Annotated in this window: 19 protein-coding genes and 2 pseudogenes; 12 read left to right on the top strand and 9 right to left on the bottom strand. The window is 31.8% G+C overall.

The features are described from left to right. Positions 1 to 1209: 1209 nt before the first annotated feature. The 5 genes from E0F98_RS10345 to E0F98_RS10325 all read left to right on the top strand — a co-directional run bounded on the left by E0F98_RS10345 (position 1210) and on the right by E0F98_RS10325 (position 4745). The gene (locus tag E0F98_RS10345) at positions 1210 to 1803 is read left to right on the top strand and encodes a Crp/Fnr family transcriptional regulator (protein ID WP_132111141.1); all 594 of its coding nucleotides are present in this window, start codon (positions 1210 to 1212) and stop codon (positions 1801 to 1803) included. 96 nt (positions 1804 to 1899) lie between these two features. Next, on the top strand, positions 1900 to 2739 hold the full coding sequence (locus E0F98_RS10340; RefSeq protein WP_207917101.1) for a hypothetical protein: 840 nt from the start codon (positions 1900 to 1902) through the stop codon (positions 2737 to 2739). 36 nt (positions 2740 to 2775) lie between these two features. Further along, positions 2776 to 3624, top strand: a complete 849-nt coding sequence (locus tag E0F98_RS10335) for a hypothetical protein (protein ID WP_207917100.1) — start codon at positions 2776 to 2778, stop codon at positions 3622 to 3624. 82 nt (positions 3625 to 3706) lie between these two features. Continuing rightward, positions 3707 to 4300 (top strand): FMN-dependent NADH-azoreductase, encoded by a 594-nt coding sequence (locus E0F98_RS10330; protein ID WP_132111139.1) that lies wholly within the window; start codon positions 3707 to 3709, stop codon positions 4298 to 4300. Positions 4301 to 4310: 10 nt separating this feature from the next. Beyond that, complete coding sequence (locus E0F98_RS10325; protein ID WP_132111137.1) at positions 4311 to 4745, top strand: nuclear transport factor 2 family protein; 435 nt, start codon at positions 4311 to 4313, stop codon at positions 4743 to 4745. Positions 4746 to 4989: 244 nt separating this feature from the next. Here the strand turns inward: E0F98_RS10325 and E0F98_RS10320 are convergent, their stop codons facing one another. Then, complete coding sequence (locus E0F98_RS10320; RefSeq protein WP_132111135.1) at positions 4990 to 5706, bottom strand: sulfite exporter TauE/SafE family protein; 717 nt, start codon at positions 5704 to 5706, stop codon at positions 4990 to 4992. Between the two features lie 123 nt (positions 5707 to 5829). On the opposite strand from E0F98_RS10320, the gene E0F98_RS10315 reads away from it, so the two are divergent. Next, positions 5830 to 6264 carry an Lrp/AsnC family transcriptional regulator gene (locus tag E0F98_RS10315; RefSeq protein ID WP_132111133.1) on the top strand — a complete coding sequence of 145 codons (435 nt, stop codon included), beginning with the start codon at positions 5830 to 5832 and terminating at the stop codon, positions 6262 to 6264. A 15-nt stretch (positions 6265 to 6279) separates the two neighbouring features. On the opposite strand, the gene E0F98_RS10310 is transcribed toward E0F98_RS10315, so the two are convergent. Both E0F98_RS10310 and E0F98_RS10305 read right to left on the bottom strand, forming a co-directional pair. Continuing rightward, on the bottom strand, positions 6280 to 6732 hold the full coding sequence (locus E0F98_RS10310) for a hypothetical protein (protein ID WP_132111131.1): 453 nt from the start codon (positions 6730 to 6732) through the stop codon (positions 6280 to 6282). A gap of 156 nt (positions 6733 to 6888) precedes the next feature. After that, positions 6889 to 7083, bottom strand: a pseudogene (locus E0F98_RS10305) (YceI family protein); the annotation flags it as partial. Positions 7084 to 7202: 119 nt separating this feature from the next. Here E0F98_RS10305 and E0F98_RS10300 point away from each other — a divergent pair. The 4 genes from E0F98_RS10300 (at position 7203) to E0F98_RS10285 (ending at position 11166) form a co-directional block, all read left to right on the top strand. Beyond that, positions 7203 to 8027 (top strand): hypothetical protein, encoded by an 825-nt coding sequence (locus E0F98_RS10300; RefSeq protein WP_207917099.1) that lies wholly within the window; start codon positions 7203 to 7205, stop codon positions 8025 to 8027. Between the two features lie 77 nt (positions 8028 to 8104). Then, positions 8105 to 8791: a DUF2490 domain-containing protein gene (locus tag E0F98_RS10295; protein ID WP_132111129.1), complete on the top strand. Its 687-nt coding sequence runs from the start codon at positions 8105 to 8107 to the stop codon at positions 8789 to 8791. Between the two features lie 277 nt (positions 8792 to 9068). Then, positions 9069 to 9929: a helix-turn-helix domain-containing protein gene (locus tag E0F98_RS10290; RefSeq protein ID WP_132111127.1), complete on the top strand. Its 861-nt coding sequence runs from the start codon at positions 9069 to 9071 to the stop codon at positions 9927 to 9929. A 199-nt stretch (positions 9930 to 10128) separates the two neighbouring features. Further along, a complete protein-coding gene (locus E0F98_RS10285) occupies positions 10129 to 11166 on the top strand; it encodes an alpha/beta hydrolase (protein ID WP_132111125.1) in 1038 nt (345 codons plus the stop codon). A gap of 153 nt (positions 11167 to 11319) precedes the next feature. Here the strand turns inward: E0F98_RS10285 and E0F98_RS10280 are convergent, their stop codons facing one another. Together E0F98_RS10280 and E0F98_RS10275 are read right to left on the bottom strand one after the other, a co-directional pair. Then, positions 11320 to 12036: a LytR/AlgR family response regulator transcription factor gene (locus tag E0F98_RS10280; RefSeq protein ID WP_132111123.1), complete on the bottom strand. Its 717-nt coding sequence runs from the start codon at positions 12034 to 12036 to the stop codon at positions 11320 to 11322. Beyond that, positions 12033 to 13124 (bottom strand): sensor histidine kinase, encoded by a 1092-nt coding sequence (locus E0F98_RS10275; protein WP_132111121.1) that lies wholly within the window; start codon positions 13122 to 13124, stop codon positions 12033 to 12035. Before E0F98_RS10275 ends, E0F98_RS10280 begins: the two co-directional genes overlap by 4 nt. Positions 13125 to 13322: 198 nt before the next feature. Here E0F98_RS10275 and E0F98_RS10270 point away from each other — a divergent pair, with 198 nt between their 5' ends. After that, a complete protein-coding gene (locus E0F98_RS10270) occupies positions 13323 to 14315 on the top strand; it encodes a hypothetical protein (RefSeq protein WP_132111119.1) in 993 nt (330 codons plus the stop codon). A 529-nt stretch (positions 14316 to 14844) separates the two neighbouring features. On the opposite strand, the gene E0F98_RS16050 is transcribed toward E0F98_RS10270, so the two are convergent. Continuing rightward, the gene (locus E0F98_RS16050; RefSeq protein ID WP_165929310.1) at positions 14845 to 15000 is read right to left on the bottom strand and encodes a hypothetical protein; all 156 of its coding nucleotides are present in this window, start codon (positions 14998 to 15000) and stop codon (positions 14845 to 14847) included. 365 nt (positions 15001 to 15365) lie between these two features. Then, positions 15366 to 16310: an NADP-dependent oxidoreductase gene (locus E0F98_RS10265; protein ID WP_132111117.1), complete on the bottom strand. Its 945-nt coding sequence runs from the start codon at positions 16308 to 16310 to the stop codon at positions 15366 to 15368. An 82-nt stretch (positions 16311 to 16392) separates the two neighbouring features. Between E0F98_RS10265 and E0F98_RS10260 the strand changes: the two genes are divergently transcribed. Continuing rightward, positions 16393 to 17232, top strand: a complete 840-nt coding sequence (locus E0F98_RS10260; RefSeq protein ID WP_132111115.1) for an AraC family transcriptional regulator — start codon at positions 16393 to 16395, stop codon at positions 17230 to 17232. A gap of 54 nt (positions 17233 to 17286) precedes the next feature. Here the strand turns inward: E0F98_RS10260 and E0F98_RS10255 are convergent. Further along, positions 17287 to 17951, bottom strand: a pseudogene (locus E0F98_RS10255) (IS6 family transposase). Between the two features lie 215 nt (positions 17952 to 18166). After that, positions 18167 to 18304: ATP-binding protein (locus E0F98_RS10250; RefSeq protein WP_165929278.1), on the bottom strand; the 138-nt coding region annotated here is incomplete at its 5' end.

The raw sequence follows: 18304 nt of genomic DNA, 5'->3' as shown, positions 1-18304 counted from the left end.
ATTTTTTTATAAAAATAAAACATTTGAAATTATTATAAACAAAAAAAACGACACTATTACTAGTGTCGTTTTTGTGAACTTGGAAGGAGTGAATTCCAACCTTTTACTTGAAGATTTGAAAATTTTGGCGGAATGTTTTGAATAGAAAAGTCAGTAAAATAACTATAATCTAATACTTAATGATAGTAAGAAAATAAAAATCATCCGATCTGTCGGAATCCTGTGTCGCAAAACCATGCATCATTTTGCAAGCCTTTAAACATGGACGTTTCCCAAGAGTTCAAACTAATAGCTGCATTAGAATTACCTTCATTTTGTAAGTAAATTAAAATTCCGTTCGCACCTGCTCCGCTTGAAAAAATATCATGCAAATTTTTCTTTAATCCAAATATAAAGCTATTGTTGTCAAAACTACCTTAAAAAGTTAGAATTCCTTAAAACCAAAGAATCCGTCTTACAGCAGTTTTCAGTAAAAATCCAGCAAATTTTTTACAATAGCCTTTACAAATCATACTATTAAAAAGATCCTTTTCGGATTTCTGTTACTTTTCTAAGAGTCGGTATTTGTGGATAATAAAAGAATTTTAGTCCTGCATGTTTTTTATATTTGTTTATACTATTTAACTGTAGAAAATTACATTTTTAAGATATCATTGAAAACTGGCTTAAAGTCTAGAGTATGTCACGAGAATTGCTATTACTGGTTAAATTTAAATCCGGCTTAAAGGTGGATGTGGGGCTTGAAAAACAGAAAAACCAGCTATGTTTTCACTGAACTTAATGACGACTTTATGGAGCGTTCAAAAGATATAAATGAACCTTGGGTCTTTTTAAAAATTCTCCCTCAAGTAAAGTTAAACTTCATATATTAAAGAAATGGATAATTCAGCCTCAAGGCTATATGATGGATGTGTTTCATTTTTTTGTATATGTGCTATTTATAAATTTCTCTTTATCAAAAGAAAATTAGTTAGTCTTTTTAACAAAATTATTTTTGGTTAGACCAACAAAAAAATGAAGTAAATTTTAATATCATTTATTCCTAGCTTAGGCTTAATTTTTATTGGCATAAACACTTAAGAATAACAAACAACCATTATAAACTATAAAAAATAATACTTTTATATCAGTTGTTTTATCATTATAGGGTAAAACTTTATTTTGATCTAATTAAAATAATTAAATTTGTGGCTATATCTAAACTAAAACATGGAGGAACCCAACGAGTATTTGAATCAATTTATACAGCATTTAAAAGAAACCATTGCATTTAATGAATCCGAGGAAGAGTTAATTGTTTCTTGTTTAGAAATCAAATATTTAAAAAAGAAAGAATCTGTTTTAGAACCCGGTGAAGTTTCCAATCATATGCGATACATCGCAAAAGGGAGTATGCGAGTCTATCATTTAGATGAAAACACTCAAGAACAAACACTTCAACTCGGAGTAGAAAATTGGTGGGTTAATGACCTGTATAGTTATCTTAGCGAAAGACCATCAAGGATGTTTATTCAAGCAATAGAATCTGCGGTACTTGTACAGATCAGCAAAAGTAAACTAGAAATTTTATTTGTAAAAGTTCCTCAATTAAGTAACTTCTTTAGGTTAAAGATGCAAAAAGCATATGTCGTTCTCCAAGAAAGAACAATGGAGAATTTAAGTCTGGATTCATTTGAAAAATATGAAAAATTCAGAAAAGATCATCGAAATCTTGAGCAGAGATTTCCTCAATACATAATAGCCTCCTATTTAGGTATGACACCGGAATTTTTAAGCTACCTGCGTAAAAAACATTCTTCATAAACCTTTATTCTTATACTTTTTTTTCATTCTTAAGATATCGTAAGTTTTTCTTCAGACATATCATAGACCTTTGTATTATAATTAATCAATGATACAATGGAAAATTCAGATACATCCTTAAGAAATACCTCTCCACGTTTTTTTAGAATCACAGCTGTATTGCTTACAGTCTTTTTTTCGCTAACCATTTCTTTTGCTCAAGACCAGCAGTCAAATGGTGTTAAATTGCAATTCAGTGATGGCAGACCAGCTGTTAGTGGATTTGAAAATGTTAATGCCGTACTAAGCAGAGTTGGTGTGCGCACCAGTCTTGTAGAGGTGCCAAAACAGGCTTCTGCTATTTTAGGTTCTGCTAAAGACAGGGCGCTATCAGAAAATGAAAAACAGCAACTTTTATCTTTATTTAATTTAAGCCGCGCAGAGCTATTAGAGCAGGTGCGTTTGGCTGGGCGAATTCCTGAGGGACATCGCGGTGGCTTTCTTAATATAAAAGCTACCAATGGAGGTACTTATCCCAATATAAGTGATCTGCAGAGTTTTCCCAAAAAATCTCGTTCAGAGGCCATAAAAATGTTTGGAAAATTACACATCAATATGTCAGATGATGGAATGAGTATCGATGAAACAATGACCGTAATATCCGGTGGGGAGTTCATCTGGTTCTTTGTTCTTCCTGATGGTGTCATATCAAAACTAACAGCTCTTACTGTTGACCCAGGAGATAAAGCAGTTCGGGTAAGTTATCCCGGAATGGTTATTCACGCAGGTTATTTCCCTGAAAAAGGTGTTGCTGTTGGCTTCGCACATGGCCCAAAAGAATTTACAATACGTTTTAATGAATCAATGGTTGCTCATTTTGAACTATTAAATACTAATCCATGGATTGACTTTACTCAAGAAACTCCCAAACTCCTAGAATCTATTACTAAAAAATAATTTAAAATTCTTAATAATAATTTAAAAATTAAAACAATGAAAAATTTTAACAACACATTGACAGCACCGAGATTCGATAGATTTTTATCGATCAAATCTTATTTATTTTTAGCATTTTTTATGCTTATATCTACAATATCTTTTTCTCAAAATCAACTTAACGATGGCCTAAGACTGCAATTCAGCGATGGCAGACCAGATGCTTGGGGTTTTAAAGATGTAAATGCAGTTCTGAAACAAATTGGTGTTCACGGAACTTTACTACCAATTCCTGAAAAAGTAAAACCTCTTCTAGAAATTTCAAGTAAACGAGCTTTGACAGCCGATGAAACTAAGAAAGTAAGTTCGTTCTTCCTTATGGACAGAAAGTCTCTTTTAGAACAAGTAAAATTAGCCGGAAGAGTTCCTGTAGTTGCCGGAGGCGGAAGTTTAGGAACCATCGAAGTTGGAAATACTCCTTACCCTAAAGTGTATGATTTAATGTCATGGTCAGCAGAAGGACAAGCTGATGGATTAAGAAAATATGGTACGTTTCATGTAAACAGCTCCGATGATGGAACAGGTATAGATGAAGTAATGACTGTAGTTGCAGGAGGTTCATTTACATGGTTTTTTGTTCTGCCTGACAATACAATGATTCAGCTTACAGTAAAACGTATAGGAAAAAATGATAAAGCAGTTCGTTTAAGCTATCCTGGATTAGGAATACATGCCGGTTACATGAATCCAAAAGACGGTCTGATCGTTGCCTACGCACATGGACCTAAAGATTTTGTAATGCGTTACAAATCACCAGGGGTTAGAGGTGAAAAGTTTTTAGGAACTAATCCTTGGGTAGATTTCACTACACCTAGACCAACAATTATTGATATCACAAAAAAATAAAATCTTATTTCAGAATCTAATTTGTTTTCTAAAATCAATTAAAGAAAACAAATTAGATTCTTATTCATAAAAAATAGCACAAATGAACATTTTATATATTAAAACTAGTATCAGTGGAGAAAATTCACATAGTTTAAAACTAGCTGATTTTATCGTTGACAAACATAAAGAGACTCATAAAAATAGTACTGTTGTAGTCAAAGACCTGGTGAAATCACCGCTTCCCTATTTTAGTGAAGAACATTACAAACTTTTATTTTCAAATGAAGATAAAAATCCGGAAGCACTCGAAATGCTGAAAAAACATGACCAATCCATCGAGGAACTTGAAAATGCAGATGTTGTGGTTGTTACTGTTCCAATGTACAATTTTGGAATACCTGCCGTTTTAAAAACGTGGATTGATTTTATTTCACGCGCAAAAAGAACCTTTAAATATACTGAAAATGGACCTGAGGGGCTTTTGGTAAACAAAAAGGTTTATTTGGCAATTTCCTCCGGAGGATTATACACCACTGAGGAGATGAAATCTCTTGACTTTACCGAATCTTTTTTAAAAACCGTTTTTAATTTTTTAGGAATGACAGACATTACGGTACTCCGAGTTGAGGGTGTTGGTATACCTGGGGTTAAAGAAAACGCCTTTGAGAAAGCCATAAGTAATTTTCAAATTTAATAAAGAAGCAATGCGGAAAAATAATAAAAACAGTAACTTAAAGGATATTACAATTCTGTACTTTGATAAGATAGATAATGGTCATTTTGATCAGGCATATCTTAATATGTTCACAGAAGACATCCTATTGGAATTTCCAAAGTTTGGTTCAAAAACAGGTATTGAAAGCCTTTCTGAGTTTGGTCAAAAAATCAGTAGTCGTTATAAAAATCTTAAGCATCACATTGATCCAAAAGATGTACAGGTAATAAATAACCTTGTCTTTGTGGAAGGAATATTAAGTGGTGAAACTACTTCAGGTATGATTTGGCCCGACAATATTAGTTCATACGGTAAATTTTGTTCCGTTTTTGAATTTGTAGAAGAAAAGATTAAAAGAATAAGTATTTATTCTGATCCTGATTTTGCTTCTCAGGACCAGGAACGATTAAACTTTTTAAAATAAACATCATAAAAACCGTAAGCAAATTTTTGCTTGCGGTTTTTTATTTACCGGACAAGACTCAGTGTTTTTTTTCATTCATTTTGGTTATACTAATAAAAAAGTGAATTTTAAACTATTTTTTTTAGTTATCACCTACTAATAGAAACTGGTATATTTGTAAATTTAGTAGCTTTTTCACACATTACTTAAATATTTAATTAACTTAATTATAAACATTTACATTTTTTTTCAAATAATATTTATACTAGAATAGCATTATTATTCCTGAAATAGATAAAATTGTTATTAAAAAAATTTTAAATACTTTTCCATTAATCTTTCTAAAAGTCAATTTACCTAAAAATTGTGCAAAAAGAAAAACAGGAAAAATATACAAACTCAGCTTTAAGTGAGTAAAAGTTAATAACCCAGTGGCAACCAAGACAGGGATTTGGGTCACAGTCACTAGCGCTGAAAGAGCAATCATTGTAGCGCGAAAGATTCTCATGTCTTTAACAGAATTCTCAACACACACTGCATAAAGAGGCCCCCCGGTAGAAAAGACTCCAGAAAAAAAACCTGCCAAAATACCAAAACTTAAGACTCCGCTTTTGCTTAATTGTATTCTTTTTTTCCAAAACAAAGTGTACGCTACATAAGTCAAAATAAAAAAACCCAAAGCCTTTTTTAATACTATAGGCTTTGAAAATGCAAGAACCAATATACCTAAAACTACTCCAACAACAGAAGCTAAAGCGAGCTTTAGTATTAGTTTCATATCTATATTTCTGCCCTCTTTTGCAATTAGAAAGACACTGGAAAAGAAGTAAAAAATGGATAAATAAGAAATTGCATCAGGCAATTCCATCCCAAAAAGAAGTAATGGAAGAGCTACTAATGAGCCGCCGAAACCAATTACTGTTTGAACATAAAAACCTACAAAAACACCAATAGCTAGTGTAACAAATAATCCAGTCTCCATAACATTAAAAAAAAAATCTATACAAATGTAAAAAGCACAAGATTAACACGTCAATCGATTAAACGGAAAAAACAACAAAATTTACAATAAATAATGTATTTTTACTTAAAAAAGATCGAATCAATGCTTAGTGATATAGATAGCCAAATTATCAATGTTCTAAAAAAGAATGCAAGGGCTTCATTTGCAGAAATTGGGAGAAAAATAGGCCTCTCACCTTCTTCTGTAAGAGAACATATTCAAAAATTAGAAGAGCTCGGAATAATACAAGCCTACAAACTTAAACTTGACCATGCATTAATGGGTAACGGTTTGGAAGTTTTTATTATGTTGAAAATATTTGATGGTAAACTCAAGTTTATAATCCCCGAAATTACAACATTCCCAGAAGTGCAAGAAGTTTATAGGATTACGGGTCCATACAATATCCATATGAGAGTAGTGCTTCGTAATCAGTTGCATCTTCAACAATTTATTGACAAGCTCATTGAGTATGGTAGTCCAACAACATATCTTATTCTTTCTGATCTTAAAAATGATACTATACCTATTAATTAAAATAAATTTAAGAAATCAATATCTTGGTTTAACTGAAATGCTTTCCATTTCAATGATATTGGAGGTTGTGTTGTGGTAATGCAGATTAAAATGCCGCTGGATATCTTTAGGTACTTTAATAACTTTTTGGCTAATCATGTCAAACCACTCTACTTCCTTAATAACTTCTGCACAGCATTCTTTCTTTGAATTGAAAAAGCTACTTTTAATTTTGATTTTATCATCTATATGACAATGTTTCATCTCGATAAAAAAGGCTTCAGTAAACATTAAATTTTTATAACAAACCAGTTCTTGTTGCCCTTCCTGCAAACCCAAATGTAAAGTATTAAGTTTCTGTTTTGAAAATCCATTATTAAATAGGAAATGATATAACAACCGAAGGGTGTATGAAATGTAAGCACTGCTTTCCATTATCATATAATCATTTACATCCTCTCCAGTAACAACGTAATTTTTGCAAATCATTTAAATTCAGTTAAGGTTATTAAAAAAAGAGGTCAGCCTCATGTGAAACTGACCTCAAACAATAGTCATGTTTAATGATCTTCCAAATCAAAAAGAGTTGTCTTTAGCTAATAATTGAGGGGGTAATTTCTATTAGCTAATTATTTACTGACGATGTTATTTTACCAATAAAAAATTATAGCTGATTTTTATTTTATCAGCAATTTTTTTTCTTACCATGCTTGATATCTCTATATCAAAATCTTCAGGTTTTACTTCAAATGAACCAATGGCAGTAACTCCGTTGGCTGCTTTTGAAATTTTTACCATAACAGTTATAGGTTTTGTTTTTCCGTGAATGCTAAGATCTCCTTTTAAAGTAAAATTTGTAGCATATCATTTTAGTTCGCTTTTCCTTTCTTAAGATATCGTAAGTTTTTACTCAAGCGTATAATAGACCTTTGTATCATAATAATTAAACAATGATACAGATGAAAAATTTTAGTCTACAAAAACAATTAACTAAGCTATCACTTATGTTCTTCTTCGTGATTGCTTTCACTTCTCAAATTTCAGCTCAAAATCAAATTAATGATGGATTAAGACTGCAATTTAGCGATGGAAGACCAGATGCTCTGGGTTTTGAAAATGTAAATGCAGTTTTGAAACAAATTGGCGTTCACGGAACTTTAATACCGATTCCTAAAAAAGTAAAACCTCTTCTAGAAATTTCAAGTAAACGAGCTTTGACAGCCGATGAGACTAAGACAGTAAGTTCATTTTTCCCTATGGACAGAAAGTCCCTTTTAGAACAAGTAAAATTAGCTGGAAGAGTTCCTGTTGTTGCCGGTGGCGGAAGTTTAGGAACAATCGAAGTTGGAAATACTCCTTACCCAAAAGTGTATGATTTAATGTCATGGTCACCTGAAGGACAAGCTGATGGACTAAGAAAATATGGTACATTTCACGTAAACAGCTCCGATGATGGAACAGGTATCGATGAAGTAATGACTGTAGTTGCGGGAGGTTCATTTACCTGGTTTTTTGTTCTGCCTGACAATACAATGATTCAGCTTACAGTCAAACGTATAGGAAAAAATGATAAAGCAGTGCGTTTAAGCTATCCTGGATTAGGAATACATGCCGGTTACATGAATCCAAAAGACGGTCTAATCGTTGCATACGCACATGGACCTAAAGATTTTGTAATGCGTTACAAATCGCCAGGGGTTAGAGGAGAAAAGTTTTTAGGAACCAATCCTTGGGTAGATTTCACAACACCTAGACCGACAATTATTGATATCACAAAAAAATAAATACTTGTTCCTTAATGTAAATAGGAAATAGTTATAGATATGCTTACAAACTAACCTGTATTTTAATACTAGCTTTGATGAAAAAATCCCTGATAATAACCTTTGCAATGCTACTAATTACCCTTAAAGGAATATCCCAAAATACGGTACATCAGTATCTAACTTGGACACAAGCGATCATGCGAATTCATCCGGATTCAAAGTTTTCCTACGAAGGGATTTTACAGGTTAGGTTGTTGGAAAACTTAGATAACATTCAATTAATATCCCTTACCAATGGCGTCTATTACAAAGCAGGAAAAAAGCCGTTTTTTTTGGGAGCCGACTATAGCTTTATAACTGTAAATACAGGAGAACAGTACAGGCAGATTCACTGGATTCAGCCAAAACTAGAATACCGTCCAAAATTGGATAATATCAACTTTTTATTTCGCCTTATGTATGCCCATTTATGGATTTTTGATCTGAACGGGCCGGATTATAAATCAGAAGATGATAGAATTCGATTTCTTTACCAAGTATCTCTTCCGATAACCAAAGACTTAAGATTGAACCTGAACGATGAAATTTTTATCCTGGGAAGACAAAGTTTTATGAAGGAAAACAGATTTCAATGCTCTATTTCTAACAGACTTGATGACAGGAATACCATTTCGGTAGGCTATTTTTTCCGATGGGTTGGAGCAACTAACAAAATACAAAAAACACTTTACGAAAACGCTCTTACAATAGCCTACACATATACAATCCCATCAAAAAAATAATATAAATAATTAAGGTCATGAAAAATTCTGATAACTCAATGACCTACACTATTTAGATCAGGATAAGCAAGCAAAAAGCAAAGAAAAGTCAGGTTGGTTTTCCTCTGAATTTAGTCTCCTGTTTTTGTTTGCTATCCTTTATTATTCAATATAGAACTTCTTAATTCAGAATATAACTTGAAGTTATAAATTATCTGTTTTAAAAACTATAGCTTAAAATTTATGGATGACATATTACAATAAAAATTAATTTAGCATTTGCATTAATAATAGAAATATGATCATTCAAAAGACATTCGAATTAAACTATAAGAAAATAGGTTTACTTATTGTAAATGATCAAAGCGTATCTAAAATTAATAATGATACACAATACAAATCATTAATTAAGATACTTTTTTTACCTAAAGATTATACTGTAACAATCGACTTTCAACAGTACACAACAAAACAGGATAGCTTATTTTTTATAAACACAAATCAGTTTTTGCAAATTCAAAATATTGGAAAAGATATCGGGTCTCTTATTTTTTACAACCGTGATTTTTATTGTGTCCAAATTCACGATGCCGAGGTCGCGTGTGACGGTATATTGTTCAATAATATCTACAATATGCCAATGACCATTTTAAATTATCAAGAGAATAACATTATCGAAAACTTATTTAAGCAAATTAATGATGAATTAGAATTAAAAGATGCTTCAGAAGAAGAAATGATTCGTACTTGTTTGAAACAAATTTTGTTAAGGGCAGCGCGCATTTGGAAAAAACAGCAAATTGGTCAGGAGATGCTAACCCAAGACAATGAAATGGAGTTTTTTCGCCAATTTAGCCTTTTAGTTGATATCCACTTTAAAGAAAAACATACAGTGGCTGATTATGCCGATATATTGCATTTAGCCCCAAAAACAATTACACATAAGTTTAAAAAATTGGGTTTGGCACAACCTAACGATATTATAAAAGACAGAATCATTCTTGAGGCCAAAAGGCTCATTATCCATACTAATAAAACGGCTAAAGAAATCGCCTATCAATTAGGATACGAAGATCCTGCTTATTTCAATAGACTCTTCACGCTCAAGACAGGAGATAGTCCTGTGAGTTTTAGGAAACAATACAGCCGTATTCTTTAAAAATAGCAGCCAGTCAGAATTTTTCTAGACTGGCTTTTTTTATCTAAAATTTTATGAAAGACAGATATCAGCCTCTTTTCTACACAAGTAATACCTATTAGGGAAAAATATACAACAATTAAGGAATAATCACTCTGTTTTCATGCTTATATCTGCCACATCTTTGCAGTATCAAATTAATCATTTAAAAACATTTATCATGAAAACATTCAAAACACTTTCAGTTTTTCTATTACTGACATTTAACATTATTGTTATGGCACAAGAAAGACCATTTAAAGGAGAAAATGATCCTTTAATTTTTACAAAAGTGCAATCATTTTTAAAAGCATTAAATTCAGGCAATGGGAAACCATTGGAACAACTAAGCCCTGCTGATGCAAGACAGGTTTTAGTAGGGGCTCAAAAATCAGTTGAAGTAGATTATTCAGGAATCGAAGAATCAGAACGTACCATTACTCAAAATGGATATACTGTAAAGATGCACATTACTAAACCAAAAGGAGCTAAAGCCGGCGCACCTGTTTTCATCTTTATTCATGGTGGTGGATGGATTTTAGGAGATTATCCTACACATCGCAGATTAGTTCGTGACTTAGTGGTAGAAAGTGGTGCTGTAGCAGTATTCCCAGATTATTCCCCATCGCCGGAAGCCAAATATCCAACTGCTATTAACGAAATCTATGCTGCCACAGAATGGATTTCTAAAAACGGAAAGGAAATTGGCGTTGATGGGAAAAACCTTGCTGTTGTAGGAAATAGCGTTGGTGGTAACATGGCAACTGTTACAGCATTAATGGCAAAAGATAAAAACGGACCAAAAATCAAACTTCAAGTATTATTATGGCCAGTTACAGACGCTGATTTTGAAACTGAATCATATAACTTATTTGCCAATGGAAGATTCTTGACAAAAAATTTAATGAAATGGTTCTGGGACAGTTACCTGCCTGATGCATCTAAAAGAAAAGAAATATATGCCTCGCCATTACAAGCTTCATTGGAACAATTAAAAGGGTTACCTCCTACCTTAGTTCAAACAGCAGAAAACGATGTATTAAGAGATGAAGGCGAAACCTATGCCAGAAAATTAGAACAAGCTGGTGTTGCAGTAACTTTAACTCGCTATAATGGAATGATTCATGATTATGGTTTACTAAATCCAATCGCTACTGTACCATCAGTGCAGGTAGCAATTTTACAGGCCGCTGCCGTAATCAAAAATACTTTAAAATAAATAGAATTCTATAAGTTGTTAACTTAAGCTAATCATTTGTCATTAAGAAACCAGTAGGTCCTATGACACAACAATAAATACTCAAACTGAAAATTACAATTAATATAAACGGGCTACCCTTTTGGACAGCCCGTTTAAATTTTAACATCACTCCTAATTGAGTGATTCCCCAGAGTAAATTCTAAAAAACTCATCTTTAAACACTTCACCGAGCGGAATTTCAAACTCTTTGATATAAATACTATGATTGTCAAAAGAATTTATGTAATCCGTATTCACAACATAAGATTTACTAACACGCAGAAAACTTTTAGATGAAATCTTTTGATGTATCGTTTTCAGATTCATAGCTGTAATCAGTTTTTGATCTTGTGTATAGATAACGACATAATCTTTAAGTCCTTCAATAAACCGAATATCCTGAAATTTCACTCTGTAATATTTTCTGTCTGATTTTATGAATAAAAAATCATCTGTACTGCCTTCAATAATGTTTTTTATGGTACTTTCTGCTAATAGATTATAGTAAATAACTGCTTTTTTTATGGCTTTTTCCAATCTGTTTTTATCAATTGGTTTGAGCAGGTAATCAATAGCATCAAATTCGTAACTTTTCAAAGCATATTGAGAATAAGCTGTGGTAAAAATTATTAATGTCTCTTTGGACACTTGTTCTGCAAATTCCAATCCGGTTACTTTTGGCATTTGGATATCTAGAAAAATCAGGTCAACGCTATGGATTTTTAGAAAATCCATAGCAGTTAAAGCACTTGAAAATTTCCCCAATATCTGAAGCTGCGACAGTTCTTCTATTTGTGATTGCAGTCCCTCTCTTGCCAATGGCTCATCATCTATTATTATACATGTCATATCGGAATGGTTAAATTAACGGTGTATTCGTTTTCTGTTGTCCTTACGTCTAATTGATATTGATTTTGATACAGTAATTCCAACCTTCGTTTAATATTGACAAAGCCTAATCCACTATTCTTTGCGTTGGGAATTAATTCATCATTACTTTTTGAGTTAACACAGCTGAAATGGAGTTTTTTATTATGAATCTCAATGCTTATTTTAATGTATGTATTGTTATCCGTGAAATCAATACTATGTTTTACAGCATTTTCCACAAAAGTGGTAAACAAATTTGGAGGAAGAAAAATAGTATTTAGATTTCGTTCATCTGTTTTGGTTTCTAAAGCAAAAGTAAAATAATCTCTTCTTATTTTTTCTAGATTTAAAAAATTGGTTAGAAAATTAATTTCTGATGTAAGTAGTGTTTTTTCTTCGTTATTTTCATAAAGCTGGTACCTCAAAAACTCTGACAATTTGATATTTACCAAATAGGCCTTCTCCGGATTGCTTTTTATTAACACATTTACATTATTAAGCATATTAAACAAAAAATGTGGATTGATTTGATTTTTTAACTCATTCAATTCCATGCTTATGGTTAGGTTTTTCAATTCATTGATACGTTCATTATCTTTAATCCATCGTTGAATAAGCTTTACTGTAGTACCCTGAAAAATAAATGGAAAACCGAGCATGCTTCCTGCAAAAATAACTCTAACTTCATTGGCTTTTGTCTGAAGCTTCACAGTCGTGTATGGTTCAAAATAAATAATAGAGATGTATCTTATACTAACTAATCCTAAAATGACAACTGCGATTGCAAGTGTTACATATAGCACATACCGGCCTTTAAAAAAAAACAAGGGAACTAAGACGTAAAGGTTTAGATAAAACATAGCGAAAAACAAAATATAGGTCGTGAAAAAATTATAGTATTCATAAACTCCCAAATATTCCGGATCGCCTAAAGGTTTAAAAATATATCTTACATTATAGAGAACCAGCAGAAAACCTAGTAGCAATATCAAATGCCTTAGCAATCGGTAACGACTATCAACAAGTAAACCAATCAGCTGATTATTTTTTATGTCCTGAAAATCCATATTTTTTTACTATCTAATATTTTGTCAAACAAAAATAAGTTATCTGAGATACCTGCACATTAAAACTTATACAAAACCTGCTTTTTATTATACGAAATTGAAAGCAAAATAAATTTGGTATAAAATATTAGAGGTTTGGTAGAATAAAAAACAACAGCATAAGTCATTTTACTTCTTTTGGCAATAAAAAACAAAAGAATGGATTTAAATATCAAGTTAGCTATTTACTGTGCATTTATTTTCTCTGTAACATCAATAAGCTTTGCTCAGAAAAAAGACAGTCTTTCAGATAAAGTCACAGCGTATGTCGCGGATAAATTTCCGGCGACAAGGGTTTTCAACGTTGAATACAATCAAATATCACCATACCAATATTCTTCAAAATTATTAGGAACAAATTTACCTGAAAACAAAGTGGAGAATCTGTATCAGATAAAGATTAATGCTAATATCAATATCATCCGAAAAAAGAATTGGATGCTGGGCACTGCCTTTAATTACCGTTATCTTTATGCTACAACAGAAATAAACGCCCCCAATTCCTCCATAAAAGGTAATGTAGAAAATGAGTATCATTATCATTCCACATCGCTCAACTTTACCTATTTTTCAAAACTTTTCAATAAGACAGTTATTTATTCGAACAACTTGATTGTTGATGGCAGTGAAAAACATTTTGAACGGATTAAAGGTCTGCTGACGGGAACGATGATTTTAAAGGCCAATGCACAAACTAAAATAATGGTAGGCTTAGTTGTCAATATTGACCCAAGTAGCCAGGTACCGGTATTTCCTACTTTTACATACGAACACAAATTCAAAAATAATTGGGTCATGGACATGGTACTTCCTCAACGTATTTTAATGAAAAAAGAAGTTTTGGGCAATGGCAGGATTTCATTGGGAAGTGAGCTGAATATAAATTCATTTTATCTTTATGCCTTCACTGGTAACAATGATCGAAAGTATGAATTCAGGCAAGCTGAAATCAATACTGGAATTACTTACGAACACTTCTTGGGTGGATCTTTTATTGCGACTTTTAAAACAGGTATGAAAAATATACCTAATGGAAGATTATTTGATAAGAATGAAACTCCACGTTCCTACATTTTTGAAGTAAAACCACAAGCTACTTTTTATCTCAATTTGGGTATTTCTTTCAATCCCTTTGCAAAAAATAATAAATAATTTTCCAAAATGTCTTTTGAAATGATACATATTTTTAAAACTGATGTTCAGCATCAACATGATACAAATAAAATTACAGATGCACTTTTTAAAATATATCCCCAGTATAGAATCAATTTTGATTTAGACGATTGTGATAATATACTAAGGATTGAAGGAGAGGAAATTTCAACAAATGTTATAATAAATTGCCTTGCCGTTTTGGGTTATGAGTGTACTGAACTTTATTAATTATCTGTAGAATATCTAGGTTGCATGAATAATAGTTGAGGATTTGGAAGATATAAAAGTCTAAAGTGGATACCTTTTTGTTACAAAAAAATAAGGGCATTCTTTTTTATACTTTAAGTAAATTACAAATTATTTGATTACATTTTGTATTGCAAAATTATATATGAAATTAAATACAAAATTAACTAATAAATTAAGCCAGAAATTGCCGTACTTTTGTTATAACCAATGCCATTTTATCCTTTTAGAGAGGTTAATTTTAGCCTTAGTGCTTCCGTTTAGTTATTCATATTTTTCTTTATTGGGTAATATTTCTAAAGTCATTACCCGAAATTTTATTGGAACTATCAATCATTGTTTGTAAATCTCCCAATTCAAACAAATCCGAAGGTCTGCCTTGAGAATCAATACTCTCGAAATCCGTGTTTAATTTAGACTGATTTTGTTGAGCCATTATGGAGTCCGCTAAGAAGAAAAATAATAAGAGTGTGATATATTCACTATAAAGATTATGGATTGGCTTTGCCAATCCATAATTAGAGTCTTATTTCATTAAGCAACTGTACACCGCATCCTATTTCCCGCAGAATTACAAGTAATTACAGTAATTCCCTGACAAAATCTATCTCTTGTTATCGGAGGACATAAAGTTAGGATATGTACCACTGAAAGGCATTAATAATGTCCTGAGTTTCATTGTCTTCTTTAGTACGACCTCCAACGATAGTCTCCAGTTGAAGTTCAGAAATTACCTGCTTGTCTAAAGCAAAAGATTTTAACGATTTAGTTTTAATTTAGAATTTATTTTTAGAGAATTGACTATAGTTCTACAATTACTTTTCCTTTTACAGTTCCACTTTCAACTTCTAAATGAGCTTCTTTCATTTCATTAAAAGCATACACCTTATAAATATAAGGTTTGATAATTTTCGCTTCGAGTAATTCAGCTATTTTAGCCATATCAGTACCACTAGAAAATACTCCCATAAAAAAGCAGGAAATTAATTCCTTTTCATTGGCCGATTCTTTATCAGCCTCACTTACAGGAGCTGGTAAATTAACAATTGTTCCTTTGTTTCTAAGCGTTTTTACAGATTTTACAAAATTGGCACCACCTATGGTTTCTAAAACAAAATCTAAATTGTTTAATTCGTTTTCGAATTTTTGATTTTTGTAGTCAATATGTTCCTGAGCACCTAATGAAAATACAAAATCTTTATTCTTTTCAGAAGAAGTTCCAATGACGTAAGCCCCTAAATGACGCGCTATTTGAACAGCAAAATGTCCCACTCCCCCAGAGGCACCGTGTATTAAAACTTTATCGCCTTTTTTCAATTTTCCATAGTAGGTAAACGCTTGCCAGGCTGTTAAAGCGGCTAGAGTACTTGCAGCAGCTTCGGAATAAGAAATATTTTCGGGCATTATCGCAAGATGCGCTGCTGGTACGGCAACGTATTCGGCATATCCTTTTCCATGTCCAACAAAATTAACCATACCAAAAACATTTTGACCTCTGGCTAGGTTTTTTACATTCTTTCCAGTGCTTTCGATTACACCAGAAATATCCCAGCCTAAAATAATAGGCTCAAAATCTCGCAATGAATCTGCTAAAACATAGCCTTGTCGGGTTTTTACATCAACTGGATTTATACTAATGGCTTTAACTCTAACTAAAACTTCATCGGCAGAAATCTCGGGCATTGCAATATCTTTTATTTCTAAATTATCAACACTTCCAAAATCTTTTAAAACAATTGCTTTCATAATTATATATTTTAGTGCAAATTTATAACTGTTTTTTAGTCTGTATCGGTATATATATTACATAAATAAGTACTTTTGCACAATGGGAATAGAAAATATAGAGAAGCCTGTTGAAATAATTTATGTAAAAGTAGATGAGTGCCCTATTAAAAATAGGCAATTTAATTTTTTTCAAATTGTATATGTTATTTCGGGCACAGGAAGTTATGTGTTAAACGGAGCGACAAAACCATACAAAAAAGAAGATCTTTTATTATTAGTTCCTGATGATATTCATACCTTTAATATTCAAGACAGTACGGAGTTTCTTCTTATAAAATTCAACTATATTTATTTAAATGAGTATAAATGGAAATATATAGATCATTTAAAAACGTCATTATCTAATGCAGGAAGATTAAATGAGGATATAATAAGATTAGAATCGGATAAGGAATTAGTGAAATCAATAGTTAAATCTATTCTTTACGGTATTCAAAATTTGGATATGTTTTATACAGAACTTACTTCGCACTTAGTCAATTCATTTTTGATTATTATAACAAGAAATCTGGTTAACTATCAATCAGAAATGATTTCAGAAAGTAAAGATAAAAGACTGATTGAAATTATTAATTATATTCAAAAAAACATATATTGTCCAGAACTTTTAAGAGCTTCATCTATCAGTAGTAGTTTTAACATTTCAGCAAATTATTTAAGTCGTTTTTTTAAGGATAAAAGCGGTGAATTACTTCAGGATTATATCACAAATTATAAAATTTTATTAATTAAAAATCGCTTAAAGTTCAGTGATATGAGAGTAAACGAAATCGCTGATGAATTTGGTTTTTCAGATGGAAGCCATTTAAATAAGTTTTTTAAGAACAAGAATGGTATAAGTGTTTCGGATTATAGAAAAAATTTTGTAATACTAGTATAACTGGTTCTGTCGCATCTGTTAGAATCAAATATAAGAATTTAAGTGATTTAAAATTTATCCCGCCAATTTACAAAATGATTTAAACATACTTGTCCCTGACGTAACTATCTGACGCTTCCTTAACATATGTACCACTTCAATTCCACCCAGAGTTCTTTTGGCAGATTCAAAACTTTTGAAACCTAGTCCATTTAGTATTCTCCATTTTATAAAACGATGATCCTGTTCAATGATATTATTTAAGTATTTACATTGCCGAATTTTTATATCGCAAAAGAACGTTTGTTGTAAACTCTTATTGCGCTGGTGTTCGAACCGCTTTTGTCTATATTTATTACCGTTGGTTGAAAGTTATTTTTTATTGCCTTAATTAGAAATGACTGGGCACTCATTCTCTGTCTTCTTCTGGTCAAAAGAAAATCCACTGTATTACCCAATTTATCAACAGCACGATATAAATAACACCAAATGCCTTTAACTTTTATATAGGTTTCATCCATTCTCCAGCTGACTCCAACTCTGCTCTTCCTCTTTTTTATCTGTGATTCAAGCAATGGGGCAAATTTAAAAACCCAGCGTTGGATCGTAGCATGATCAACATGGACTCCTCGCATTTTCATGATTTCTTCAACATCCCGATAGCTTAATGTAAACCTAAGCTTAAAATATACAGCCTACAGTATAATGGACTTCGGATAGCAATGCCCTTTCGTATTCATTAGATTTAAGAATTTAAAAAAAAGCAAAGATAAAACTTAGATTTAGATGCGACATGCAAATTCCAGCTATATTGACCACCCCATTCCAGTTTAAAGTGAGCACCTAATTCCAGTTCAAAGTGACCATGCAATTCCAGTTGAAATTGACCACCCTAATTTTCATTAAAAAACTACTTTTTTCTGATGTTATAATTTATTCAAATATACTTAAAAATTTATCCGATATTTTTACTTCTTTTTTTACGCATTGATTCCCCTGATAATTCAATTCTGTGTGAATTATGGATGAGTCGGTCCAGAATTGCATCGGCAATGGTTTTCTCTCCAATAATGTCGTACCAGCCTTGAACCGG

It is taken from the genome of Flavobacterium hiemivividum (assembly GCF_004349145.1).
Taxonomy (GTDB): domain Bacteria; phylum Bacteroidota; class Bacteroidia; order Flavobacteriales; family Flavobacteriaceae; genus Flavobacterium; species Flavobacterium hiemivividum.
Note: the sequence above shows the minus strand (reverse complement) of the source record. Positions and strands in the feature narration are given on the sequence as shown.